The 22,578-nt window shown below is 70.2% G+C and carries 21 protein-coding genes; 3 read left to right on the top strand and 18 right to left on the bottom strand.

Annotation, left to right across the window (positions count from 1 at the left end; translation table 11 throughout):
* Window positions 1-3: 3 nt before the first annotated feature.
* The 13 genes from OV427_RS45855 to OV427_RS45795 form a co-directional block, all read right to left on the bottom strand.
* Window positions 4-3,087, bottom strand: coding sequence for a PQQ-binding-like beta-propeller repeat protein (locus tag OV427_RS45855; protein ID WP_267862564.1), 3,084 nt, complete (start codon window positions 3,085-3,087; stop codon window positions 4-6).
* A 16-nt stretch (window positions 3,088-3,103) separates the two neighbouring features.
* A complete protein-coding gene (locus OV427_RS45850) occupies window positions 3,104-3,634 on the bottom strand; it encodes a hypothetical protein (RefSeq protein ID WP_267862563.1) in 531 nt (176 codons plus the stop codon).
* Entirely contained in the window at window positions 3,634-3,930 is a 297-nt protein-coding gene (locus OV427_RS45845) for a PqqD family protein (protein WP_267862562.1), read from the bottom strand. Before OV427_RS45845 ends, OV427_RS45850 begins: the two co-directional genes overlap by 1 nt.
* A complete protein-coding gene (locus OV427_RS45840; protein WP_267862561.1) occupies window positions 3,927-4,334 on the bottom strand; it encodes a S24 family peptidase in 408 nt (135 codons plus the stop codon). The genes OV427_RS45845 and OV427_RS45840 overlap by 4 nt, the downstream gene beginning before the upstream one ends.
* Before the next feature lie 183 nt (window positions 4,335-4,517).
* Window positions 4,518-5,780, bottom strand: coding sequence for a histidine--tRNA ligase (hisS, locus tag OV427_RS45835; RefSeq protein WP_324290081.1), 1,263 nt, complete (start codon window positions 5,778-5,780; stop codon window positions 4,518-4,520).
* A 26-nt stretch (window positions 5,781-5,806) separates the two neighbouring features.
* Window positions 5,807-6,649: an archaetidylserine decarboxylase gene (asd, locus tag OV427_RS45830; protein ID WP_267862559.1), complete on the bottom strand. Its 843-nt coding sequence runs from the start codon at window positions 6,647-6,649 to the stop codon at window positions 5,807-5,809.
* Between the two features lie 77 nt (window positions 6,650-6,726).
* The gene (locus OV427_RS45825; protein WP_267862558.1) at window positions 6,727-7,422 is read right to left on the bottom strand and encodes a hypothetical protein; all 696 of its coding nucleotides are present in this window, start codon (window positions 7,420-7,422) and stop codon (window positions 6,727-6,729) included.
* 76 nt (window positions 7,423-7,498) lie between these two features.
* Window positions 7,499-8,230 (bottom strand): metallophosphoesterase family protein, encoded by a 732-nt coding sequence (locus OV427_RS45820; RefSeq protein WP_163996458.1) that lies wholly within the window; start codon window positions 8,228-8,230, stop codon window positions 7,499-7,501.
* A 30-nt stretch (window positions 8,231-8,260) separates the two neighbouring features.
* Entirely contained in the window at window positions 8,261-8,614 is a 354-nt protein-coding gene (locus tag OV427_RS45815) for a TIGR02266 family protein (RefSeq protein WP_267862557.1), read from the bottom strand.
* A 102-nt stretch (window positions 8,615-8,716) separates the two neighbouring features.
* The gene (locus tag OV427_RS45810; RefSeq protein WP_267862556.1) at window positions 8,717-9,643 is read right to left on the bottom strand and encodes a PfkB family carbohydrate kinase; all 927 of its coding nucleotides are present in this window, start codon (window positions 9,641-9,643) and stop codon (window positions 8,717-8,719) included.
* Between the two features lie 147 nt (window positions 9,644-9,790).
* On the bottom strand, window positions 9,791-11,320 hold the full coding sequence (locus OV427_RS45805; protein WP_267862555.1) for an MlaD family protein: 1,530 nt from the start codon (window positions 11,318-11,320) through the stop codon (window positions 9,791-9,793).
* Between the two features lie 105 nt (window positions 11,321-11,425).
* Window positions 11,426-12,163, bottom strand: coding sequence for an ABC transporter ATP-binding protein (locus OV427_RS45800; protein ID WP_267863586.1), 738 nt, complete (start codon window positions 12,161-12,163; stop codon window positions 11,426-11,428).
* Between the two features lie 56 nt (window positions 12,164-12,219).
* Window positions 12,220-13,035 (bottom strand): MlaE family ABC transporter permease, encoded by an 816-nt coding sequence (locus OV427_RS45795; RefSeq protein ID WP_267862554.1) that lies wholly within the window; start codon window positions 13,033-13,035, stop codon window positions 12,220-12,222.
* Window positions 13,036-13,221: 186 nt separating this feature from the next.
* Between OV427_RS45795 and OV427_RS45790 the strand changes: the two genes are divergently transcribed.
* The 3 genes from OV427_RS45790 to OV427_RS45780 are packed head-to-tail and all read left to right on the top strand — an operon-like array spanning window position 13,222 to window position 16,130.
* On the top strand, window positions 13,222-13,791 hold the full coding sequence (locus OV427_RS45790) for a hypothetical protein (protein ID WP_267862553.1): 570 nt from the start codon (window positions 13,222-13,224) through the stop codon (window positions 13,789-13,791).
* Between the two features lie 45 nt (window positions 13,792-13,836).
* Window positions 13,837-15,285, top strand: a complete 1,449-nt coding sequence (locus tag OV427_RS45785; protein ID WP_267863585.1) for a hypothetical protein — start codon at window positions 13,837-13,839, stop codon at window positions 15,283-15,285.
* Window positions 15,282-16,130 (top strand): hypothetical protein, encoded by an 849-nt coding sequence (locus OV427_RS45780; RefSeq protein WP_267862552.1) that lies wholly within the window; start codon window positions 15,282-15,284, stop codon window positions 16,128-16,130. Before OV427_RS45785 ends, OV427_RS45780 begins: the two co-directional genes overlap by 4 nt.
* Here the strand turns inward: OV427_RS45780 and OV427_RS45775 are convergent.
* The 5 genes from OV427_RS45775 to OV427_RS45755 are packed head-to-tail and all read right to left on the bottom strand — an operon-like array spanning window position 16,117 to window position 22,450.
* Entirely contained in the window at window positions 16,117-16,824 is a 708-nt protein-coding gene (locus tag OV427_RS45775; protein ID WP_267862551.1) for an RluA family pseudouridine synthase, read from the bottom strand. The genes OV427_RS45780 and OV427_RS45775 overlap by 14 nt on opposite strands.
* Window positions 16,821-18,296 carry a M16 family metallopeptidase gene (locus tag OV427_RS45770; protein ID WP_267862550.1) on the bottom strand — a complete coding sequence of 492 codons (1,476 nt, stop codon included), beginning with the start codon at window positions 18,294-18,296 and terminating at the stop codon, window positions 16,821-16,823. The genes OV427_RS45775 and OV427_RS45770 overlap by 4 nt, the downstream gene beginning before the upstream one ends.
* A 32-nt stretch (window positions 18,297-18,328) precedes the next feature.
* Window positions 18,329-19,642 (bottom strand): M16 family metallopeptidase, encoded by a 1,314-nt coding sequence (locus OV427_RS45765; RefSeq protein ID WP_267862549.1) that lies wholly within the window; start codon window positions 19,640-19,642, stop codon window positions 18,329-18,331.
* Between the two features lie 26 nt (window positions 19,643-19,668).
* Window positions 19,669-20,334, bottom strand: coding sequence for a response regulator (locus tag OV427_RS45760; protein WP_267862548.1), 666 nt, complete (start codon window positions 20,332-20,334; stop codon window positions 19,669-19,671).
* Window positions 20,335-20,338: 4 nt separating this feature from the next.
* Window positions 20,339-22,450 (bottom strand): serine/threonine-protein kinase, encoded by a 2,112-nt coding sequence (locus OV427_RS45755; protein ID WP_267862547.1) that lies wholly within the window; start codon window positions 22,448-22,450, stop codon window positions 20,339-20,341.
* Between the last annotated feature and the right edge of the window lie 128 nt (window positions 22,451-22,578).

Genomic DNA, 22,578 nt, shown 5'->3' with positions numbered 1-22,578 from the left:
TTCTCACGGGAAGGGTACCGGGAAAGCGCAGATGCGGCCATCTTCCGAGCCCACGTGCAGGCGGCTCACGGTGGTGTCGACCGTCGGAGTGCCGATGCGCTGCGCCCCGCCAATCGAGACCTGCTGCGAATCCGCGCCATTGGTCAGCTCGAGCTGGTGCACCTTCCCATCCGAGCTGCCCACGTACACACGGGCCACCGCGTTGCGGTTGAAGGAGAACGTGCCGGATGGAGACGCGATGGGCGTGCTCCACTTCAGCGTCGGCGCGACGGTGACGTTCGTCGTGTCGTAGAACGCCACCTGGCCCGCGGCGAGGCTGGCCACGAAGCCCGCGCCCTGAGGGCGCACGAAGCTGGTGAAGGCAGGAGTGCTCGGCGCCGGGCGCGAGGCGATGGTCAGGTTCCACGCCGGCTGCAGCGTGCTCACGCTCACTGCGTGCACGGTGCCGTCGCTGTCCGTCGCGAAGATGAGGTTGCTCACCGCGTTGCGCACCAGGCTCACGTCGATGTCACCGGCGGGCAGCCGCGCGACTTCCTGCGCGGTGGGGCCGGTGGCCAGCGTGTTGAGGACGCGCAGCGTGTCCGTGGAGCCCGCGTGCGTCTTCATGCCGATGAAGAGGCGATTGGTCGTGTAGTCCACCACCATGCCGCCGCTGACCATGCCCAGGTCTCCGGGCTGGTACGTCCACACCACCGCGCCCGTGGCGGCATTGAGCGCCACCACACGGTTCTGCGCCGGGTTCGCCAGCCGCGTGGCGAAGAACACCAGGTCCCTGCCAGGGTGCGCGGCCTGGAACGCCGCATTGGCGAAGTCATGGAGCTGCGTGACGGGGAACGACTGGATGGTGCCGATGGGCGTGCCGCCGTTGTCCCACCGCCACAGCACCTGGCCGGTGGTGGCGTTGATGGCGTAGGCGACGCCGGCCTGGTCTCCCACCAGGATGTACTGGCCGGTCAGGCCACGCAGCGGCACCACGGGGAAGCGGCTGCCGATGAGGCCCGACAGGGGCAGCGGCCTCCAGCGCTCGGCGCCGTCCTGGGCCGGGTTGCTCACCTGCGTGGTGCTCGCCACCACGGAGTTGTTGAAGGAGCTGAAGATGCCCACGCCCAGCTCGGTGATGGGCTGCTGCCGCGCGTCCAGGCCCACCGAGTAGCACCACAGCGGCGCGTTGGTCAGCCGCGCCCGGGGCGTGGCCACCAGCGCCGCCGACGTGGGCCGGTTGCCCGCCGAGTACCAGCGCACGTCATCCGCGTTGTACACGCGGTAGTAGTACGTGGTGTCGTTGGCGACGGTGGAGTCCGTGAAGGTGGAGGCCGTGCTGAACGCATCCGTGTAGACGACGGTGGCGTTGCCCAAGGTTGCCCCCACCGCGTAGCTCCGGCCCTGCACGGGCGCGGTGTTCGGCGCCGCGCCTGCCGCGCGCAGCACCAGGACACCGTTGTGCAGCGCGGGGTTGTCCCAGGTCAGCGTCACGCTGGCATCGCGAGCCACCGCCGTGAGGCGCTCCACCTCCGGCGCGGTGCCGGTCAGCAACGTTACCGGCGCCTCGATGCGCTTGGGCGGCAGCTGCCCGTTGTCCACCACATGGATGCGGTGGCGGAACGCCGTGGGCCCGGTGAGCGACGTGCCGGAGCCGAAGTTCGAATACACCACGGAGAACGCCCGCTCCCCACCCACGGGGATGCCCGCGCCCGTGGGCGTCCAGACGATGATGCCAGTGGTGGCGTTGCGGTTCGACGACCAGCCGGTGACGTTCGGCGTGCTGGACCAGGTGAAGTAGTTGGCCGCGGGCCTCAGCAGCTGCACCGCGGTGATGGGCTGCGTCCCGCGATTCTGCACCGTGTACGTGACGGTCTGCGTGGTGGCGTTGCCCGCCAGGGCGGCCGGGCTGATGCGCACGCGATGCCGGACGATGCTCCCCTGCGCCGAGTCCACGAGGTCACCCGCCACGGCGGTGCCATTCCGGGTCGCATCCGCCTGGGCCCGGAAGCTGTAGCTCGCACGCTCGGCGCCGGTGACCTGGTAGGTCCAGACGAAGTGCGCGGACGTCCCCGGCGCGAGCCGGCTCACGCTGGCCGGGGTGGGACCCGACAGGGCCGCGAAGGTGGCCGAGCCCTGGGTGACCAGATTCCGCGGCCGCACGTCCACGAGCGAGTCGGTGGTGGACGTGTTGGTCACCGTCATCCGCACCCGCACCGTGTCACCGCTGAAGGCGTCCACGGCGTCCACGTCGAGCGCGGCCGCCATCGGGGCCACGTTCAGCATCGACGTCCCCGCCACCTGCGAGGTGGTGGTGTTGGCGGCGTTGACGGCCTGGACCTGGGCCTCCGTCGCGCCTGCCGAGGTCGGCTGCACGCGCGCCACGAGGACCCCCGCGTTCCGCACGGGGATGTTCACCTGGAACGGGTTGGGATCCAGGCTCAGCACGTTGAACGTGATGGAGCCGGTGGACGGCCCCACGGCGGTGACGCCGGTCTGCGTCGCCGTGGTGCGGTTCTCGACGACGATGCGGGCCTCCGTCTCCCCACCGACGCCCAGCGCGGGCGGACGGATGGCGGCCTGGGTGTACAGGCCCGAGCGGGTCCACGCCGCCGCGGTCAGGTTCGCGGTGAAGAGGGTGTTGTCGCAGTGATCCCTGCCGTAGGTGTTCGTGTTGCCCGTCACGAACCGGTCCGCGGCAACATCCGCGGCACCCGCGGGCGCAATGACCCGGATGGTGAAGGTGACAGTCCCTCCCTGGGGCAGACCGTAGTCGCCGTTCGCGCACGAGCCGACCGTCGACGTGAACATGATGCGCCGGCTCGGGACGTCCAGGTCCGTGAGCTCCCAACCCGGGGGCGGATCGGTGTCCAGCAGGGTGTAGCCGGTGGGGAGGATGAAGGAGAGCAGGGACAGCCGGCGTGAGTTGTTGTTCGCGGTGTTGACCACGCGGATGGTCAGCACGGAGGCCTCGTCCATCACCACCCGCGCGGCGGTGTCGCCCGGACCAGGCATGGCGGTGGCGGTCCACGATCGCGCCTGCGCCGCGGCGAGGGTCGGCACCAGGAACGCAAGGAGCACCGCGAGGCGGGCGTTGAAGGGCTTCATGGCGGCGGGCCTCACGTCACGGCTCCAGGGTGAAGGCGGCCGAGGTCAGCGGCTCGCCGTCGAGGAAGAAGCGCACCTGCCACGTCCCGCTCATGCCCGTGGTGGCCACGGTGGTACCGGCCACCGGCAGCGAGAAGCGCACCGTGCGCGCCACGTCCGGCTGCGCCTCCACCACCGACGAGCGCCGCTCGTAGGGGTGGCCTGCCGGCGACACGAACTCCACCTCCACCGTGCCGCGTCCGCGCACGCCATTCACCGTCAGGTCCACGTCCACCTGGGGAACGGACGACAGGCCCCGGGAGCCCTCTTCCAGGCCCACGACGGCCGCGCTGCCCGTCACCGGAATCACCGCGGGCGCGGGTTCAATCTCCTGCGGCGGAGGCTGCCGCGCGCTCTCCGGCCCGTCCGCCAGGACGTCCGTGGCGGGGAGGGAACCCGGGGGTTGCTCCTCCGTGTCTCCCCGACCCACCAGGGCGAGGGGGGACACCCCCTCCGTGCACGCGGACAGGCACAACGCCGCCGCGAGGAACGCCGTGCGCGCTCGCATCACCGTACCTCCTGAAGCTCGTCAATGAGGCCCAACCGGGCCAGTTCCGTCAGGAACCGCAGCGTGTCCGTGAGGACCTGCCGCGCGTCCGCCTTGAATTCTCCGGCCACCTGCTCCGCCACGGCGCGCGCGGTGCGCTTTCCGTCGCAGAGCTCCCAGACGCGAATCGCCGTCGGGTTCAGCCCGCGCAGCGTGCGCCCCTCCGCGTCCAGCACGATGTAGTCCGAGCCGAACCGCTGCCCGGACACGCCCTCGCGCGGCCGGGGAACGCGGTCCTCACCGAAGCCCGCGCTCATGAGCGCCCTCCCCGCCCCAATAGCGCCGCCAGGCGCCACTTCACCGCCACCCGCCAGCGCCCCAGCCGCGACGGGCCCGAATCCCAACCCGCCTCCAGCACCACGCCGCTGCGCTGCACCCGCCGCACCAGCCCAAGCACGCGCGACGGCGGCAGCGGCGGATCCTCCGCCGGCGAGTTGTCCCCGCGCAGCGCGAGCACTCCCGCGTCACACCGCTTCACCCGGTGAAGCACCAGCGCATGATCGAACCGCGCCAGCACCACCTCACCGGGACGCGGCTCGCGAGCCAGCGGCTCCACACCCGCCAGGTCCCCCGAGCGCAACGACGGCCACATGCTGTCCCCTCGCACGGGGATCCAGCGCAGCGCCGATGGCACGGTGGAATGGGAAGATTCTGGCTGCATGGACGGAAGCGCAGTCTACCGCACCCGCACTGTCACGGCGAGTACACCCGGCGCCACTCCCCCTGACTTTCCCAGGGGTTACACGCCTGCTCGCTCTTCGCGACTCTTACGGGAGTCCCGGGCCTTCCGGATGCCGCCCGCCCGCTCGACAGGGAGCGGGAGGCATCGGAAGTGCCTGGAGTCTCAGGCGGAGCCCGCCGGCTGGGCGTCCTGCCGGGCGCGGCGGATGGTCTCCGCCACACTGTCCAGGGACACGGGGATGGCGTCACCACCGGCCATGGGCTTCAGCTTCGCCTGGCCGCTGGTGCGTTCGGCCTCGCCCAGCACGAGGGTGAAGCGCGCGCCGCTCTTGTCCGCGCGCTTCATCTGGCTCTTGAGGCTGCCTCCGCGCGTGTCGAAGTCCACGCGCAGCCCCTCGCGGCGCAGGCGGCTGGCCAGCGTGAAGGCCACGTCCTGCGAGCCCTCGTCCGCCACGGCCACGAACAGGTCCGGCGCGGCGGTGTACTTGCGGCCGCTCTCCTTGAGCAGCAGCACCAGCCGGTCCAGGCCCATGGCGAAGCCCACGGCGGGCACGTCCGGCCCGCCCAGGCCCTTCATCATCTTGTCGTACCGGCCGCCGCCGCCCACGGTGCTGGCGGTGCCCAGCGCGGGGTGCGAGGCGATGAACTCGAAGACGGTGCGCGTGTAGTAGTCCAGGCCGCGCACCATGCGCGGATTGACGACGTACTTGATGCCCAGCGCCGTCAGCTTGCGCTGCAAATCATCGAAGTGCGCGCGGCACGGCTCGCACAGGAACTCGAGCACGTTGGGCCCCGCCGCGGCGACGGCCTGGCACTTCTCGTTCTTGCAGTCGAGCACCCGCAGCGGGTTGGTCTCCATGCGCCGCTGGCAGTCACCGCACAACTCCTCGCGGTGCGCCTTCAGGTACTCCACCAGCTTCGAGTGGTACGCGGGCCGGCACGCCTCGTCCCCCAGGGAGTTGAGGTTGAGGGACACGTCCTTCAGGTCCAGCGCGTTCAGGAACTGGACCACCATGTCCATCATCTCTGCGTCCTGGGCGGCCTCCTTCGCGCCGTAGGCCTCCGCGCCGATTTGATAGAACTGGCGGTAGCGGCCCGTCTTCATCCGCTCGTAGCGGAACATGGGCCCCATGTAGAACCAGCGGGTGACGGGCTCCTGGTTGCTGATGGCGTGCTCGATGTATGCGCGCGCCGCGGGCGCGGTGCCCTCGGGACGGAGCGACAGGCTGCGCTCGCCCTTGTCGAGGAACGTGTACATCTCCTTGCCGACGATGTCCGTCTCTTCGCCCACGCTGCGCACGAAGAGCGCGGTGTCCTCCACCATGGGCGTGCGGATCTCCCCGTAGCCGAACCGGCCGAACAGCTCGCGCGCCGTGCCCTCCACGTGCTGCCAGATCTCGATCTCCCCGGGGAGGAGATCGTTCATGCCCTTCACGCCGGAGATCTTCTGGCTCACGTGATCACTCCAATGCGCTTGCCCAGCCGCACCACCGCTTCCTCCTTGAGGCTGTCGTCCCAGATGACGCGCTTGGGCTCGAACAGGAGGATGACGGTGGAGCCCATTTCGAAGCGGCCCAATTCGCCGCCCTTCTCCACCTTGAAGCCCGACTCGTACGTGTGCACCTTGCCGGGCTGGCCCGAGTGCGTGAGCACCTCGTCGTACGACGCCTTGATGCGCGACACGCAGGTGGCGCCCACCTTCACCACGGCACACTTCCCCGCCACCGTGTCCAGGTACGTGACGAGCCGCTCGTTGACGCAGAACAGGGACTGCTTGTTCTTCACCGACGCGGGATTCACGGGCCAGAACTCGCCGGGGATGTACGCGTAGCCCGTAATCGTGCCGCCCAGCGGCGCGTGGATGCGGTGGTAGTCGCGCGGGGACAGGTAGATGGTCGTCCAGGCGCCGCCGTGGAAGGGCTTCGCGGCCTTCGCGTCACCCAGCAGCTCGTCCACCGTGTACTCGATGCCCTTGGCCTGCAGGCACCGGCCCTGGTCCGAGTAACCCACCTGGGACACGCGGCCGTCCACCGGGGACACCACCACCTTCTCGCCCGGGTCGATGGGGCGCAGGCCCGGCTTCAGGCCGCGGGTGAAGAACTCGGCGAAGGTGGGGTAGCGCTCGAGCTCGTGCTCGGCCTCCTCCATGTCCACGTTGTACGCCTTGGCGAAGGCGCGCATCGCCATGCGGTGGACCGGCGCCGGAGCGGGCAGGCGCGTGGCCATGCCCACCACGGTGGAGAGCGCCGACTTGGGCAACAACTGCATCAACTTCATGAAGGTCTGTTCGTTCATCGGCTCAACGCTCCCAAAAGGAGTCGAAAGGGGCCCGCCGCGCCTGACGGCCCCGTACTGCGAAAAGGCCTGGAGTCTTAACGTCCGGCGTCCGCCGCGGGCTGCGTCACCGGGCCACCATCGGCGGTGACTGTCACGGTTCGGACGGCGCTCTTGGGTAACAGCGTCAGCACCCGTCCCTGTTCGACGAGGAGCAGCGAGTCCACATGCCCGGGGTACTCCAGGCGGCAGGACGTGCGGTCGGCCAGCGCCCACGTCTCCCGCATTCCCCGCCCCTCCACCTCGAGCGGCGACCCGCGCTGGAAGCAGCCCCGGAAGCCCGACACCAGCTCGGACGCGGGGGTGCCCGCCTGGGGACCACTCAGCCCGGCGTCCGGAGGCCCGGCATCCGGGGGCTCGGCCTTGCCCGGGGGCTCCGGAGGGGTGAGCGTGGGCATGGACGTGCCAGCGGGCACCTCGCGCGCGGTGGCGATGGCCTTGTCCGTGGCGCTCGCCTCCGCCTGCATGCGGGTGCGGCCGTCCTGGATGCGCTGGAGCAACTCGCGAGCGCCCTGGGCGTCCAGGCTGTCCGCCGGGACGCGCTGCAGCTGCGCTTCAATCTCGCCAATCTGCGGGTCCAGGTAGGCGGCATCCAGCTTCTGCGCGTACAGCGTGCGGAAGCGGCGGGCAGCCTCCTCGTAGTCGGCGGAGGGGCCCGAGTCGCGCTTGCACGCCAGGGGCGCCAGCACGAGCAGGACGACGGAAGCGATGCCCGCGAGGGGCCGGAGGGACACTCGAAGGACGGGGGTACGCACAACACGGGTTTATGTCATTTCCCCGCGCCTGTGCCGACTTTTGTGTACCGCCGCGTCACACCCCGAGGAACAGGCGCTTGCCGAAGTTGAGCGCCAGGTCCGCGTCGAAGATCTTCTGGGCGGACGTCTCGATGTCGTACTCCACGCGGACGTACTCCACCGTGCGCGCGTCGGTGTCGCAGATGACGAAGCAGGCCCGGTTGTCGTAGTCGCGCGGCTGGCCCACGCTGCCCACGGAGATGATGTACTTGTAGCCCTTCCGGATGCCGAACTTCTGGGCCACCACGTCGTTCACCTCGCCATTGCCAATGGCGAAGGCGCGGCACAGGTGGCTGTGGCCGATGAACGTCACCTCGGGCAATTCGGCCACGTAGGGCGTCAGCTCCCGCGCCTGCTCCAGCGCGAAGATGTACTCGTACGCCTTCGGGTCGATGGGCGAGCCGTGGCAGAAGCCCACGTCGCCGATGCGGTACGTGTACGGGAGGCTGCGCAGCCAGGCCATGTTCTCGTCCGTGAGGACATTGGCGGACCAGTCGAGCGCGTGCCGGGCGGCGTCGTAGTAGTACGAGTAGTCCATCCGCCCCGCCACCGCCGCGTCGTGGTTGCCCAGCAGCGTCACCTCCGCCACCGAGCGCACCAGGTCACAGCACGGGTTGGGCGAGGCCCCATACCCGACGATGTCCCCCAGCGAGACGAAGCGGTCCACCTTCTGGTGCTCGGCGGCGCGGAGCACCTCGGTGAGCGCCTCGATGTTGGAGTGGATGTCGGAGATGACCGCGATACGCATGGGGGGCCTCGGTGGGGGACCGGGTCAGGCTCAGCCGGCCCAGCCGACCTTCACCTGGTTCTGCTTCTGCTGAGAGATCATCTGCCGGAGCCGTCCCAGGGTTTCGCCGTCGAGCGACTCGAAGCGCAACCCCATGCCGGGCGGGAAGGCCCGCTCCTCTTCCTCCCGCAGCCATACCACCGTGGCCTGGGCGTGGATCGCCGGATCCCCCCCAGGCGTCAGGCGGACAACGGCTCGGGCGCCGCGAGCCAGGGGGGTGCTCGTCCGGAGGAAGAGGCCTCCCTCGCTCAGGTTGGTGATGCGCGCGTAGAGCGTGACGTTATCGCCCTCGCACCAGCACCGCAGCTGGGTGGGGATCCGCGTGTGCTTTCGGTTCTCGCTCAACCCGCTTCCTTCTTCCGGCACCCAGAACCACAGCCTAAGGACGGCATGAATCCACCGTCAAGTTCGCGGGGTGGGAGCAGCCCCTACCCCGAGGCTCGCGGATCAGCGCTCCAGAGGACCCAGGTCGTCGAAGTGGGTGAGCTGCCGGAACTCGGCGAAGCGGGCGTGGATCTCCGGCCGCGTGACTTCGCGCAGCCGCTCCAGGCTGAACTTCTCCACGGTGAAGGAGGCCATGACGCTGCCCATCACCATGGCGCGGCGGAGCACCCCCGCGTCCAGGTTGCCCGACGAGGTGGCGAGCGCGCCCATGAAGCCGCCCGCGAAGGTGTCACCCGCGCCGGTGGGGTCGAACACCTCGGCCAGCGGGAAGGCCGGGCAGGCGAAGATGTGGCCGTGGTCGAAGAGGAGCGCGCCGTACTCGCCGCGCTTGATGACCACGCGCTGGGGGCCCATGCCGAGGATGGCCCGGGCCGCCTTCACCACGTTGTGCTCCCCCGCCAGCTGCCGGGCCTCGGCGTCGTTGACGAAGAGCAGGTTGACGCGCTTGAGCGTCTTGAGCAGCGCCGCGCGGCTGCCGTTGATCCAGAAGTTCATCGTGTCCGCGGCCACCAGCTTCGGGGCGCGCACCTGGTCCAGCACCTGCGCCTGCAGCTCCGGGTGGATGTTGCCGAGAAAGACGTACGGCGTGTCCCGGTACGCCTCCGGCAGCTTCGGGGAGAAGGCCTGGAAGACGTTGAGCTGGGTGTCCAGCGTCTGCGCCTCGTTCAGCTCGTAGCCGTAGCGGCCCTTCCAGCGGAACGTGCGGCCGGACTCGCGGGTGAGCCCCTCCAGGTCGATGCCCCGGCCGCGCAGGAAGTTGAGGTGCGCCTCGGGGAAGTCCTCCCCCACTACCGCCACCACGCGTGCCGGGGTGAAGAACGAGGCCGACGTGGAGAAGTAGGTGGCCGAGCCGCCGAGGATGTCCTCCTTCTGGCCGAAGGGGGTTTCCACGGAGTCCAGAGCGACGGAGCCGACAACGAGCAGAGACATGGAGCTTCCTGGGAAGGCCTGTGTAGTGCACGGCGCTCCCCGGGAACCCCGTGCCGTAGCCGGGTACGTGTTTTCCCGCCTTCCGTCAAGAGTCGAACGGACGGAGGGCGGCGGCCCGGAGCGACAACGGCGTACTTCGCCGGAGGCTCAAGGCGTCGGCACGCCCGTGGCGGTGAGGATGGCCTTCAGGTCGTCGTCGGTGAAGAAGAGGCCACCACCGACGAAGAAGTCCCGGCCGGCGATCAGCCGCTGCGTCGTCAGGTCTCTCTGCTGGGCGTTGAGGATGTCGTCCATGCCCGCCACCACGAAGAGGTGGTCGAAGGCCTGGGCCCGCAGGGTGGCGCGCAGCCGGGGGTAGCGCAGCTCGTCCGCCGCGAAGTTGAAGGCGTCCAGCTTCAGTGTCAGCGCGTCCTCGAAGAAGTGCAGGTCGCCGCCCACGCCGCCGGTGGACTCGATGAGGCCCACGCGCAGGGTGGTGAAGTACCAGCGCTTGGCGAACTGGGCGCTGATCTTCAGGCTCTCCTTCGTCACCTTCTGCGTCTGGATGACGGGATCGCCTTCGGAGGGCGGGTTGGTCTGCACCACCTGCGTGGACACGGTGCCGCGCGGGTCGTCCACCAGCTCCAGCAGGTAGTACTTGTCCGGCTTGGGGATGAGCCGCAGCGACAGCAGGTTCTTCGAGCGGCCCTGGGCGGCCAGGTAGGTGGACTGGATGCCCACCTCCGTCTGGAGGTCGGTGAGCTTGGCGGCGAAGCGGGCCACGTCCTGCACCGTCTCGCGCACCTCGCGGCCCACGCTCTCGTCGGCCAGCAGCACGCCCGCGGCGCCCTCCCCGTCCTTCACCTTGCGGGTGATCTCCTCGAGGTTGCCCAGCGTGCCGTCCAGCTTGTTGAGCGTCTCCTTCAGGCTGGCGACGGTCTCCTTCACGTCGCCCTCGCCGGTGCCGACGATGTTCTTCACGCTCGCGAGCACCTCGCGCACGTCGCGGGTGATCATCTCGATGTTGTCGACGATGCGTGTCACGTCCGCGGAGTTGCTCTGGGTGATGCTGCGCACGTCCTCGGAGATGCCCTCCACGTTGCCGACGATGATGTCCAGCCGGTCCGCGTTGCGGCGCACCGTGGCGTCCACCGAGTCCGACAGGCGCACCAGGTTCTCCACGATCCGCTGAAGCGAGCCCTGGCCCTTCTCCCCGCCCAGCACCTCGCGCAGCGAGCCCGTCACCTGCTGGATGTCGGCGGTGATCTGCGACAGCGACTCGAACACGGCCTCCATGCCGGCGGTGTCGATGACGCGGCGGATCTGCCCGTTGTCCTCCATGACCGGCGCGTTCTCCGTGCCGGGGTTGAGGTCCAGGAGGTAGTCACCGAGCAACGACTCCGAGCGCTTGGTGACGACGGCGTCCTCGCGCAGGTCCACGTCCTTGCGGATCCGCAGGAACACCTTGGCGCGCGTGCCCTCCAGCGTGATCGCGTCGATCTCTCCAACGGGGATGCCGGCGATCTGCACCCGGCCGCGCACAGCGAGGCCCGAGGCGTCGCGGAAGTAGGCCCAGACGACGATGGACTCTCTGTCGCTCAGGCCTCCCTTGCGGGCGAACAGGACGAAGGTGACGAGAAAGGCACCCGCGGCGATGACCAGGAGGCCAACACGGAAGGGCGTGACGAGCTTCTTCACCTGATGTGACTCCGAGGGCTACCGGCCGGGCGCGACTCTAACGTTTTGCATCCGGAGTGCCACCTTTTCCGCAGGGGCACCCCGCCCTCCCACCTGAACCCCGGCTCAGTTCTTTCCGAACCAGGTCTGGAGGAAGACCTTCACCGCGGGATGCTGGGACTCGCGGACCTGATCCGGAGGCCCGTTCTCCACGATGACGCCCTTGGAGAGGAAGGCGATCTGGTCCGCCACGTTGAAGGCGGAGGCGATGTCGTGGCTGATGACCACGCTGGTGACGCCCAGCCCCTTCTGCGCGGCCAGGATCATGTCGTCCACGTAGTCGGTGGTGATGGGATCCAGGCCGGTGGTGGGCTCGTCGTAGAGGACGATCTTCGGACCCAGGATGGTGGCGCGCGCCAGGCCCACGCGCTTGCGCATGCCGCCGGACAGGTCCGCGGGGAACTTGTCCTCCACCGCCGGCTTGAGGCCCATCAAGTCCAACCGCGCGCGGACCTTCTGGTGGATGACGTCCTCGGAGTCCTTCGTGTGCTCGCGCAGGGGGAAGGCCACGTTCTCGAACACCGACATCGAGTCGAAGAGGGCCGCGGCCTGGAACACCATGCCGAACTTGTTGCGGACCTGCTGCAGGCCTCGAACGCCCATGGGGACGATGTCATCCCCGTCGATGATGACCTTGCCGCTGTCCGGCTTGAGCAGGCCGATCATGTGCTTCATCAGCACCGTCTTGCCGGAGCCGGAGCCGCCGAGGATGACGCACGTGCTCCCGGCGGGCACCTTGAGGTTGATGCCGGTGAGGACCTTCGTCTCGCCGAAGGTCTTGTGCAGGTCCACGACTTCAATCATCGGCGTCGTGGACGCGGCGGGGCCGGAGCCCGCGCGGGTGGACTCTTGCGCCGCCATCAGTGCCACATGAGGCCGAGGATGAAGTCGAGGATGAAGATGGACAGCGCGCTGGACACCATGGCCTCGGTCGTGGCCTGGCCCACGCCCTTCGCGCCGCCGGACGCGTTGTAGCCCTTGAAGCAGCAGATGAGCGCCACGGCGAGGCCGAACACGGCCCCCTTCACCAGGCCCTCGTAGATGTCCGCGGGCGCCAGCCACTGCTGCGTGCGTGACAGGAAGGTACCGGGGGAGATGCCCAGCGCTCCGACCGCCACGAGGTAGGAACCCGCCATACCCGTGGTGTTGAAGAGCATGGTGAGCGCCGGCACCATGAAGAGTCCGGCCAGCACCCGGGGGACGAGCAGGTACTGCACCGGGTTGACGGCCATGGTCTCCAGGGCGTCCACCTGCTCGGTGACGCGCATGGTGCCCAGCTCGGTGCACATGGCGGAGCCGGCGCGCATCGTCACCATCAGCGCGGAGAACACGGCGGCCAGCTCGCGGGTGAGCGTCAGGGCCACCGTGGGGCCCACGAGGCTCTCCGCGTCGAAGAGCGCGAAGGCGGTGGACGTCTGGAGGGCGAACACCATGCCGGTGAAGGTGCCCGTCAGGCCCACGATGAAGATGGAGCCCACCCCCACGAAGTCCAGCTGTGCGAAGAGGTTGGTCAGCCGGAACGGAGGCCGGACGGCCCACCGGAACACGTCCAACCCCAGGGTCGCCACGCCCCCGAGGGTGCTGACGACGTCGATGAGGCCCTTGCCGAAGCTGGCCACGGACTGATGGAGGAATCCGGGCTCGCGGTTCGGGCTGCTGGGGGTCTGCGTGGTCATTGCGGTGTGGAACCTACTCTTAACTGACCGGCCGGTGGGCACAAGCGAAGTGATGACTCCGGAGCAGGAGAGGAGGCGGGCGTCGAAGTCACTTCCTCCTGTCGGAGCGAAGCGTTTATGTTCCGCGCCCCTTAATCTTCAATCACACGCCCGGCATCTCCAGTCCGGGTCGAGAAACAAACGAACATGGCAACTCAAAAGGTCGGCGGCGAGGTGGACGCTCAGTGCACCCGCTGCAAGCTCACCCTGGCGCACACCATCCTCGCGATGGTGGGGCCAAAGATTGCGCGGGTGCGCTGCAACACCTGTGGCGGGGACCACGTGTACCGCGCGGCTCCGGGCGTCACGGACCGGCCGTCCGCGTCCGGCAGCAGCACCGCGCGCGCGGCCCGGGCCGCGACGGCGGCGGCCGCCAAGGCGGAGAAGGTCATCATCTCCTTCGAGGAGCAGCTGGCCGGCAAGGACGTGGCCAACGCGCCGAAGTACAGCCCGAAGGACACGTACCAGGTGGACCAGGTCATCCAGCATCCGACGTTCGGTACGGGCTTCGTGACGGCGGTGCGCGGCGACAAGGTGGACATCACCTTCCGCACCGACACCAAGACGCTGGTGCACGGCCGCGGCGGCGCCCCCACGGAGAAGCCCGCCTTCAGCCCGCCCAACGCCCGGTCCACCGGCCCGGCGGACAAGCCCCAGCCTCCCCAGGGAACCGAGCCCCCGGCCGAGGGTGAGCCCCCGGTCTCCTCCGAGGGTTGACCGAGCTGGGAAGGAGGGGTGAAGTCGATGCCACGTTCCGTGAGCATGCGTCCCCTCCCCCTCCTCCTGCTGCTCCTCGCCGCCCCGCTCGCGTGGGCGGCCCCACCCGGAGTGACGGTGTCCTGGACGCCGGCACGGGTGGTGCTGGGCCAGGACACACGGGTGACGGTGGTGGTGCGCGTCCCCGCGGGCTCCGGCCCCGTGCGCGGCGCCGCCTCCTCCGGCACCTTCGCCCAAGAGCGGATGGAAGGCGGCGAGGTGCGCGCCTTCGAGTGGACGCCTCCGTCCGTGCGCTACCCGCTGGTGGCGGTGCTCGCCTTCTGGCTGGAGGGCGGCGCGGAGGCTTCCGCGGCGAAGCCCCTGGAGTGGGCGGCCGTCCGCATTCCGCTGCTGGGCAAGACGCAGCTGGACGTGTCCACCGCGGCAGGAGCCAGCGTCGTGGTGGAAGTGGGCGACACGCGCTTCGGCCCCGTGCAGGCGGATGACCGCGGCCGGGCCCGCGTGCCGGTGGAGGTGCCTCCCGGTGTCCGCTCCGCGAGCGTGCTGGCCACGCGGGAGACGCTGCGCACGCGCGCCACCATTCCCCTGGACCCGCCGCAGGAGGTGCCACTCATCGCGGCCCTCGCGCCGTCTCCCCTCCCCGTCCGCGAGGGCGGCTGGCTGCTCGTGGACGGTGAGGAGGGCCTGCGCGCGGACGCGCTGGAACTGTCCGTTGAGGGCGCCACGTTGTCCGATGATGAAGGCCGCCGCACGGACGCCCCCGTGGTGCCCTCCGTCGGCGAGACACCGTCCGCCGTGGAAGGCGCGCCGCTGCGCTACCGGGTCACGCCTGCGCAGGACGCCACCGCCGTCACCGTGACGGTGCGCCGCAAGGGGCACGAGGACCGGGCGCGCGCGGTTGCGGAGGTGACGCGCGTGCCGGTGGTGGTGCCTCCTCCCGCTCCGGAACCACGGCCCGAAACGCCAACGCCCGCGCCCAGGATGGCTGGGCCATGGCGGCCCTCCGTCTTCGTGCTCGTGGGTGGAGCCATCGCGAGCGGGGCGAACACGGGGCCCGCGGGCGCGGTGGGCATCTCCCTGTCGCCGCCCTGGTGGGGGGGACGCTTCGCCGCCGAGCTCGAGGCGGGCCTGCGAAGCGCCACCTTCGACGGGCGTGTGGACTCGCTGGGCGTGGTGCGCTCGCGGGTGCTGGCGGTGCCGGTGCTCGCCTCGGTGCGCGGGGTCATCTTCCAGCGCGCCGCCTTCTCCCTGTACGGGCGAGCAGGGGGCGGAGTGCTGCCTTTCCAGCACCAGCTCCGCAGCGACTTCCAGGAAGACCTGAAAGAGAGCAAGCTGGCGGGGATGGGGTTCCTCTCTTTACAGGGGGCGTACCGACTCGGGCGCTGGAGCGCGCTGGCCGAAGCCCGTGGGGCGTGGGCGCCCGCGCGCACGCCCTGGCTGGACGCGCAGCTCGGCGGACTGAGCGGACTCCTCGGCGTGAGGTTCGACCCATGAGCCTGGGCCGGGCCACCGCGCTGCTCGTCGCCGCCCTCTTCTACGCCTGCGACTCCAGCACGTCGTTGCCCGCCCCGGACATCCTCTCCGTCACCCCCAATCAGGTCGCAGTGCCCCGGGAGGTCCCCGTCGAGCTGCGCAGCCCCGTCCGGGTATCGCTCGACGCGGTGATTCCCGTCCGCGTGGACTACGGCGAGGAGCAGGTGCGCACCGACGCCGCGCGGGTGTGGATTGGCTCCGAGGAGGCCGCGGTGCAGTGGGTGGAGCAGGACGGCACCCTGACCGTTGGCGTGCCTGAAGTGCTCGACATGGGCAGCTACGACGTCCGCGTCGCCCTGTCCGACGGGCGCGAGTCGACGCGGTCCTCCGTCCTTCGCCTCATCCCCTGGGACGACGGCCGGCAGGTCACCGACGCGGGAACGGTGGACATACCCGATGGCGAGGATGCGGGCCCCCTCTCCGAGCTGGACGGAGGCTCGCCGGAGGACGGCGGCACGTCCCTGGACGCGGGGGTGAAGGTGCCCGACGGCCCCGGCCCCGACGATCCCATTCTCCCGGGAGACATCACCGGCTTCGAGCTGGACGAGCTGGGAGACCAGGAGCGCGGCGTCCCCTTCCTCGTCACCGTCCACGCCATGGGGCCGCGCGCCGCGCACTTCCAGGACAGCGTGGAGCTGACCGTCAACAAGCAGAACGGCGGCGTGAGCCCCCTCAAGCTGGGCCCGTTCGACTACGGGCTGTGCGTGCAGCTCGTCACCGTGGACGCGCAAGGCGGCAACGTAAAGCTCACGGTGACGGATGCCTACGGCTCCCAGGGCACCAGCAACGGCTTCAAGGTGAAGTAGCCGCCGCGCGGCGCAGCAACTCCCGGGCGCGCTGCATGTCCCCGGGCAGCGGCGCCTCCACCGCGCGAGCCTCCACACCGGGCAACTCGGGCCACTCCACGCGCGCCGCGTGCAGCGGCGTCCGCGCGAGCACCACCGCGTCCCCTTCCCCGCCCAGGTCCTTCTCCGTCAGCGGCGCGTCGCGGCCGTACTGGTGGTCCATGAGCAGCGGGTGCCCCAGGGATAACAAGTGGACGCGAATCTGGTGGGTGCGCCCGGTGAGGGGCTCGGCCTCCACCAGCGACGCGCGCTCGAAGATCTCCACCGGCCGCACCCGCGTGCGCGAGGCCTTGGCGTCCGTCTCTCCCGGCCGGGCCACGCGCATGCGGCCCTTGCGAGCGGCCACCAGCGGCGCGTCCACCAGGCGCGGCGCCTCTACCCGGCCCTCCACCAGCGCCAGGTAGCGCTTGCGCACCTTGCCGGACTCGAAGGCCACGGAGAGGGCGCGGTGCACCGCCGCATCCAGCGCGAAGACGAGGACACCGGACGTGTCCCTGTCCAGCCGGTGCACCACGAACACCTTCTGGCCCCGCTGCGATTCGAGCGCGTCTCGCAGCGAGTGCCCACCGTCACGCCCGGGGATGACCGGCACCCCGGGCGGCTTGTCCACCACGAGCACGCCCCCGCCCTCGAAGAGGATGCGGGCGTCCGTCACTCGTACTCCGACGCGGGCACCACGGTGATGGGGCCCAGGCCCTTGAGGTGCTTCTTCACCTCTTCCGCGCGGCCGAGCACCACCACGGCGGGCGACTCCGCCAGGCAGTACTTCTTCGCCACCGTGGACACCTGCTTCGGCGTCACCGCGCGCAGGCGGTCGCGGAACTTCTCCACCCAGTCATCGCCCAGCCCATGGATGCGCGTGTCGGCGATGCTGCCGGCGATGGACTCGTTGGTCTCCGTGCGCAGCGGGTAGAGGCCGGCGAGGTACGCCTGCGCGTCCGCCAGTTCCTTCGGCTTGAGCCCCTTCTCGCGGACGCTGCGAATCTCCCCCAGTGCCACGTCGATGATTTCGCGCGTGGAGGCCGTCTTCGTGAAGGTGGAGAGCGCGAAGACGCCGCCGGCGTTCATCGCGTCGAACCAGGAACTGACGCCGTAGGTGAGGCCGCGGTTGACGCGAATCTCGTTCATCAGCCGCGACGTGAAGCCGCCGCCCAGGGCGATGTTCATCGCCGTGGCGGGGAAGTAGTCCTCGTGCCCCATGCGGAAGCCAGGGCCGCCCAGGCGCACCTGGGACTGCGTCTGGTCCGGCTTGTCCACCAGCAGCACACGCCCGGCCTGGGGAATGCGCTTCAGCGGCGGCACGGTGGGCGGCGCGTCCGGCCCGCCCGTCCAGCCGACGAAGGCCTCTTCCGCCGCAGCGGCCACGCGCTCCGGCTTCACCGCGCCCACCACGACGAGCATGGCCACCTTCGGGCCCACGCGCGCCTGGTGGAAGCGCACCACGTCGTCGCGGGTGAAGGTGCGCACCGTGCGCGACGAGCCGCCCACGTCATGCCCGTACGGATGGTCGCCCCAGAGCGCGCGCACCATCGCCCGGTCGGCGATGACGGACGGGTCGTCCAGATCGTTGGAGAACTGGGCCAGGGCGCGCTCGCGCGCGTCGTCCACCTCGGACTGCGGGAAGGTGGGCTCGCGCACCAGTTGGCCCAGCACGCCCAGCATCTGGGCGAAGTGCTCGGCCGGCGTGGTGAGGGCGATGGACATCGTGTCCTCGCCCACGCCCACGCCCAGGCTGGCGCCGACGAACTCCACCGTCTCGTCGATGGCCTGGGCGGTGAGGCGGCGGGTGCCCCGGCGCAGCAGCCGGGCGGTGAAGTCCGCCAGGCCGTGCTTGCCGTCGGGGTCGGTGGCGCTGCCGGCGCGCAGCACCAGCCGCATGGACACCAGCGGCAGCGGGCCGCGCTCGGCGGCAATCACCTTCAGCCCGCTGGACGTCGTGCTCTCGTGCAGCGTGGGCAGCTTCAGCGCGCCGGTGGACGCCTTCGCCGCCTTGCGAGGCGAGGCCGTCCGCCCGGAGGCCGGTGCCTTGCGCGTGGCGCGCTTGAGGGCCCGGGCGGGCGCCTTCACGGCGCGGGCGACGGTGGACTTCACGGAGGTCTTCAGGGAGGAACTCTTGCGAGAGGCCATGGGGGTTGGGGCTTTCTTTTTCCGGTCCAGGCTCAGGCCTCGGAGGGGGCGGGCAGCAGCGTCACCACGGAGCGGCGCTCGGGGGCGAAGTACTTCGCGGCGGCGGCCTTCACCATGTCGTTGGTGATGGACGAGTAGGCATTGGGCAACGTGAGCAGGCGGCGCCAATCACCGAGCAGCGCCTCGTAGTGGCCCAGCGCGTGGGCGCGGCCATTGTTGGTGGCCAGCTCGCGCATGTGGTCCGCGCGCAGGTTGTTCTGCGCCTTCTGCAGCTCGCGGTCGGTGATGCCTTCGCGGGCCAGCTTCTCCAGCTCCGCGTACAGCGCGGCCTCCACCTTCTGCGGGTCGGAGTCCGGCTTCAGCTCCAGGTAGAAGAGGATGGTGCCCGGGTCGATGCGCCAGCTCCAGTCGAGCATGATGGAGACGCACAGCTTCTGCTCGTACACCAGCGAGCGCACCAGCCGGCTCCCCTCCCCCTTCGTCAGCACGTACTGCGCCACGTCCAGGGTGAAGGTGTCGTCCTCGCGCGCGGAGGGGCCGCGGAAGCCGAGCATCAGCGCGGGCGACTGCGCGGGGTGGCGCACCAGGGCGCGGCGCTCGCCCTTCTGCTCCGGCTCCGCGTTGAGCACCTTCGCGGGCGCGGGGCCTCGGGGGATGTTCCCGTAGTACTTGCGCACCAGGGCCAGCGTCTTCTTCGGGTCGATGTCCCCCACGATGTAGAGCACCGCGTTGTTGGGGGCGTAGTACGTGCGGAAGTACTCCTGGCAGTCCTCGCGGGTGATGTTCTCGATGTCCGCCATCCAGCCGATGACGGGCCAGCGGTACGGGTGCGCCTTGTAGACGAGCGTGCCCAATTCCTCGTCCATGATGCCCGCGATGTCGTTGTCCACGCGGACGCGGCGCTCCTCCTTCACCACCTCGCGCTCGCTGGTCAGCGTGTCCTGGGAGATGCGCAGCGAGCGCATCCGGTCCGACTCCAGGTCCAACACCGTCTCCAGCGAGTCGGCGGCGAAGTCGTCGTAGTACACCGTCATGTCATTGGACGTGTACGCGTTGGAGCGGCCGCCGCTGGACTCCAGCGTCTTGTCGAACATCTTGGGGCCGTACTTCTTCGCCCCGTTGAACATCATGTGCTCGAACAGGTGGCTGATGCCGGTGATGCCGGGCCGCTCGTTGCGGCTGCCGACCTGGAAGAAGGTGTAGAGGCTGACCACCGGGGCCTGGTGGTTGGCCAGCAACCGCACCTGGAGGCCGTTGGGCAGCGTGGCCTCGTGCACTTCGAACAGGGACTCGAGGGCGGGATCCGCCGCGCGAGCGGGGGCATTGACTTTGGAAGCCTTGCGCATAGGCCCCCACCGTACATAGAGCGCGGCTATAGATCCACGACGCCCGCGCGCAGAGCCATCACGACGGCTTCCACGTGAGAGTTGACGCCCATCTTCCGGTAGATATGTGACAGGTGGGTGCGCACGGTGCGCCGCTCCAGCGTCATCACCTGCCCCACCTCTGCGTTGGACAGGCCCTTGGCAACATAGCGCAGCACCTCGAACTCCGTGGGCGTGAGGACCCAGGGGTTGTCCGCCTTCTTCTCCGGCGAGGCCGGCTTCGCCTGGACGGACTGGAAGTAGTTCCAGAAGCGGCGGGCGATGATGGGCTCCAGCACGGTGCCGCCCAACATCACCTCCTGGATGCCGGAGCGGATCTTCTCCGGCCCCACGCGCTTGACGAGGTAGCCGGACGCACCGGCCTGGATGGCCTCGTACACCTTCTGCTCGTCGTCGAAGGACGTGAGGATGAGGATCTCCACGTCGGGCGCGCGGCGCTTCACCCGCTGCGTCACCTGGATGCCGTTGATGCCCGGCAGCTCCAGGTCCAACAGCACGAGCTGCGGCCGCACCTCGAGGATGGCCTCCACCGCGGCCTCACCCTCCTGCGAGGTGCCCACCACCTCCAGCTCGGGAAAGGTGCCCAGCACCTTGACCAGGTTCTTCAGGAGCTGCGGCTGGTCCTCGACGACGAAGATGCGGGTCCGGTCCATGGAGTCACCTTCTCGGAGTATTGACGAAGTTCACCACCAGCTTGCGATGCTGCCCGCGGGTGAAGCGCAGTTCCGAATCCTGCGCCTCGCCCGTGGCGATGGACACCAGCCGGATGAGCCGCGTGCCCGCCTTGAGGGGGAAGCGGGACAGGGGCGTGGTCCGGCCCACCCGCTCCCCGTCGATGTACACCCGCGCGGGGCCGTTGGTGGTGATGGTGACGTACGCGCGCTGGGACTTCGGCGGGAGCTTCGCCTCGGAGGTGTCTTCGTCCTCCGCCGGGGCCGTGTCCTGCGCGGCCTGGCGAACAGGCTCCTCCACCTTCACGGGCTCCGGCGGGGGCGGAGGCCGGGGCACCGGAATGGGCTCCGTCGGCCCCTGGGCTTCCGGCACCTGGGCCGAAAGGTCCGGGGCTCGGATGGGGGGACCGCCCTCCTCGGGCTGTCCCCCGAGACGCCACGCGGCGATGGCGAAGCTGATGAGCCCCACCAGGGCCAGTGCGCCGGCGATGGCCACCATCTTCCCGCGCCGCTTCGTGGCGCCGGACAGGTCCATCTCATCCGTGAGCAGCCTCGGGGAGTGGGGATCCGACGGCGGCGGCATGGGGATGTCGTCCCGCGACCTTGCCTCCGGGCGCGCCGAAGCGGGAAACGGCTCGGGCAGCGAAGAACGGGAAGCGCGCTCAGCGGCCGGGCGGCGCGGCCGGGCGTTGCGGCGGCCGGACGTCGAGACGGAGACGGACAGCTCCTCGTCGTCCTCGGAAGGGCTGGGCCCGGAGAAGTCCTCCACCATCCGCATGCGCGGGTTGCGAGCGCCGACGCGGGTGGACTGCTGCCCGTTGGCCCCGCCCTGGGGCACCAGTTGCCGACGCGGCTTGGCCGGCGCGGCGCCCGGCGGGGCCTCCCAGCCGCGCTCCAGAGGACCCGCCTGTCCCGGCCCCGTCGTCTCGCCCTCCCCCACCGGAGCCTCTCGCTGCGCGGAGGCTTCGGGTGCGCGGGTGCGCGTGAGGGATGGCGCGGCCAGGTCCGGCTCGTAGTCCTCCGGGCGGTACGCCTCGAAGGCGGGCTCGGCGGACTCCTGGGTATCCGCGCCGGCCTCCGTCTCGGAGAGCGAGCGGCTGAAGGGCGTGCGCTGGATGATGGAGGCCTCGGGCTCCTCGGCGTGGAGGTCGTCCATCTCCGCGCCGGAGATGGGCTCCAGGGTGAACGTCTCCTTGAACGGCGCGGGCCCCACGGTGCCGGCGAGGCTCACCTCGTTGGGGAACAGCTCGACCACGAACCGGCGCACGTCGTCCACGCTCGGCAGGCCGCCGCTCGCGGAGAGGAAGTTGCGCAGGGACGAGGCGAACTCGCCGCACGAGCGGAAGCGCCGCTGGGGAGTCGCCTCCAGGGCGCGGAGGATGAGCGAGTCCAACCGCGAGTTGATGCGCCGGTCCAACCGGCTGGGCGGAGGCAGCGCCTCGCTGCGGCGCGTGGACACGCCCCCGCCCCCCGCCACCACGGGCTCGCGCTGCGTGAGCAACTCGTAGGCGATGGCGCCCAGGGAGTAGACATCGGACTGCTCGGTGTGGGCCTCGCCGCGCGTCACCTCGGGCGAGCGGTACGTGCCGCGGCCCCGGTTGGCGAACGAGCGGCGCAACTGCGGCACCGCCATGAGGGCGCGCAGCGCGCCGAAGTCGCACACCGCGGGCGTGCCGTCGCGCGCCAGCACCACGTTGCCCGGCGTGAGGGCGCCATGGAGGACGCCGGCCTCATGGGCCTGCTGCACGGCTTCGAGCAACTGGATGACGATGTGGAGCGCCACCGCGGGAGGCAGCACCACTTCCTTCGTGTGGAGCCGCTGCAGCGCGGTGCCGAGCGTGAAGCCCTCCACGTCCTCGCGCACGACGGCGAGCCGCTGGCGCACGACGCCGATGTCCACCACGTGGAGGATGCCGGGGTGGCGCACGGACTGGAGCAGCCGCGTCGTCTCCGCGAGGTCCAGCGCGTAGGCGGGGTCGGACGTCTTGGGGTGGAAGAGCTTCACCACCACCTCGGTCGAGGGGAGCGAGAGGCCCTCGTACAGCTCCGCGAGCTCGCCGGCCTCGATGCGGCCCGTCAGTCTGTAGGTGGCGCTCATCGCTTCTTTCGTGTCGGGCGGCGCCGGGACACGGCGGAGAAGACGAAGCCGCACCAGACGCACGACTCACCGCGCCGTCCCTTGGGGAGCTCCAGGGTACAGCCGGGGCAGCGAGGCCGCGCGCGGGC

The sequence above is a fragment of the Pyxidicoccus sp. MSG2 genome, from assembly GCF_026626705.1.
Taxonomy (GTDB): Bacteria; Myxococcota; Myxococcia; order Myxococcales; family Myxococcaceae; genus Myxococcus.
This window is presented reverse-complemented; position numbering and strand designations above follow the sequence as displayed.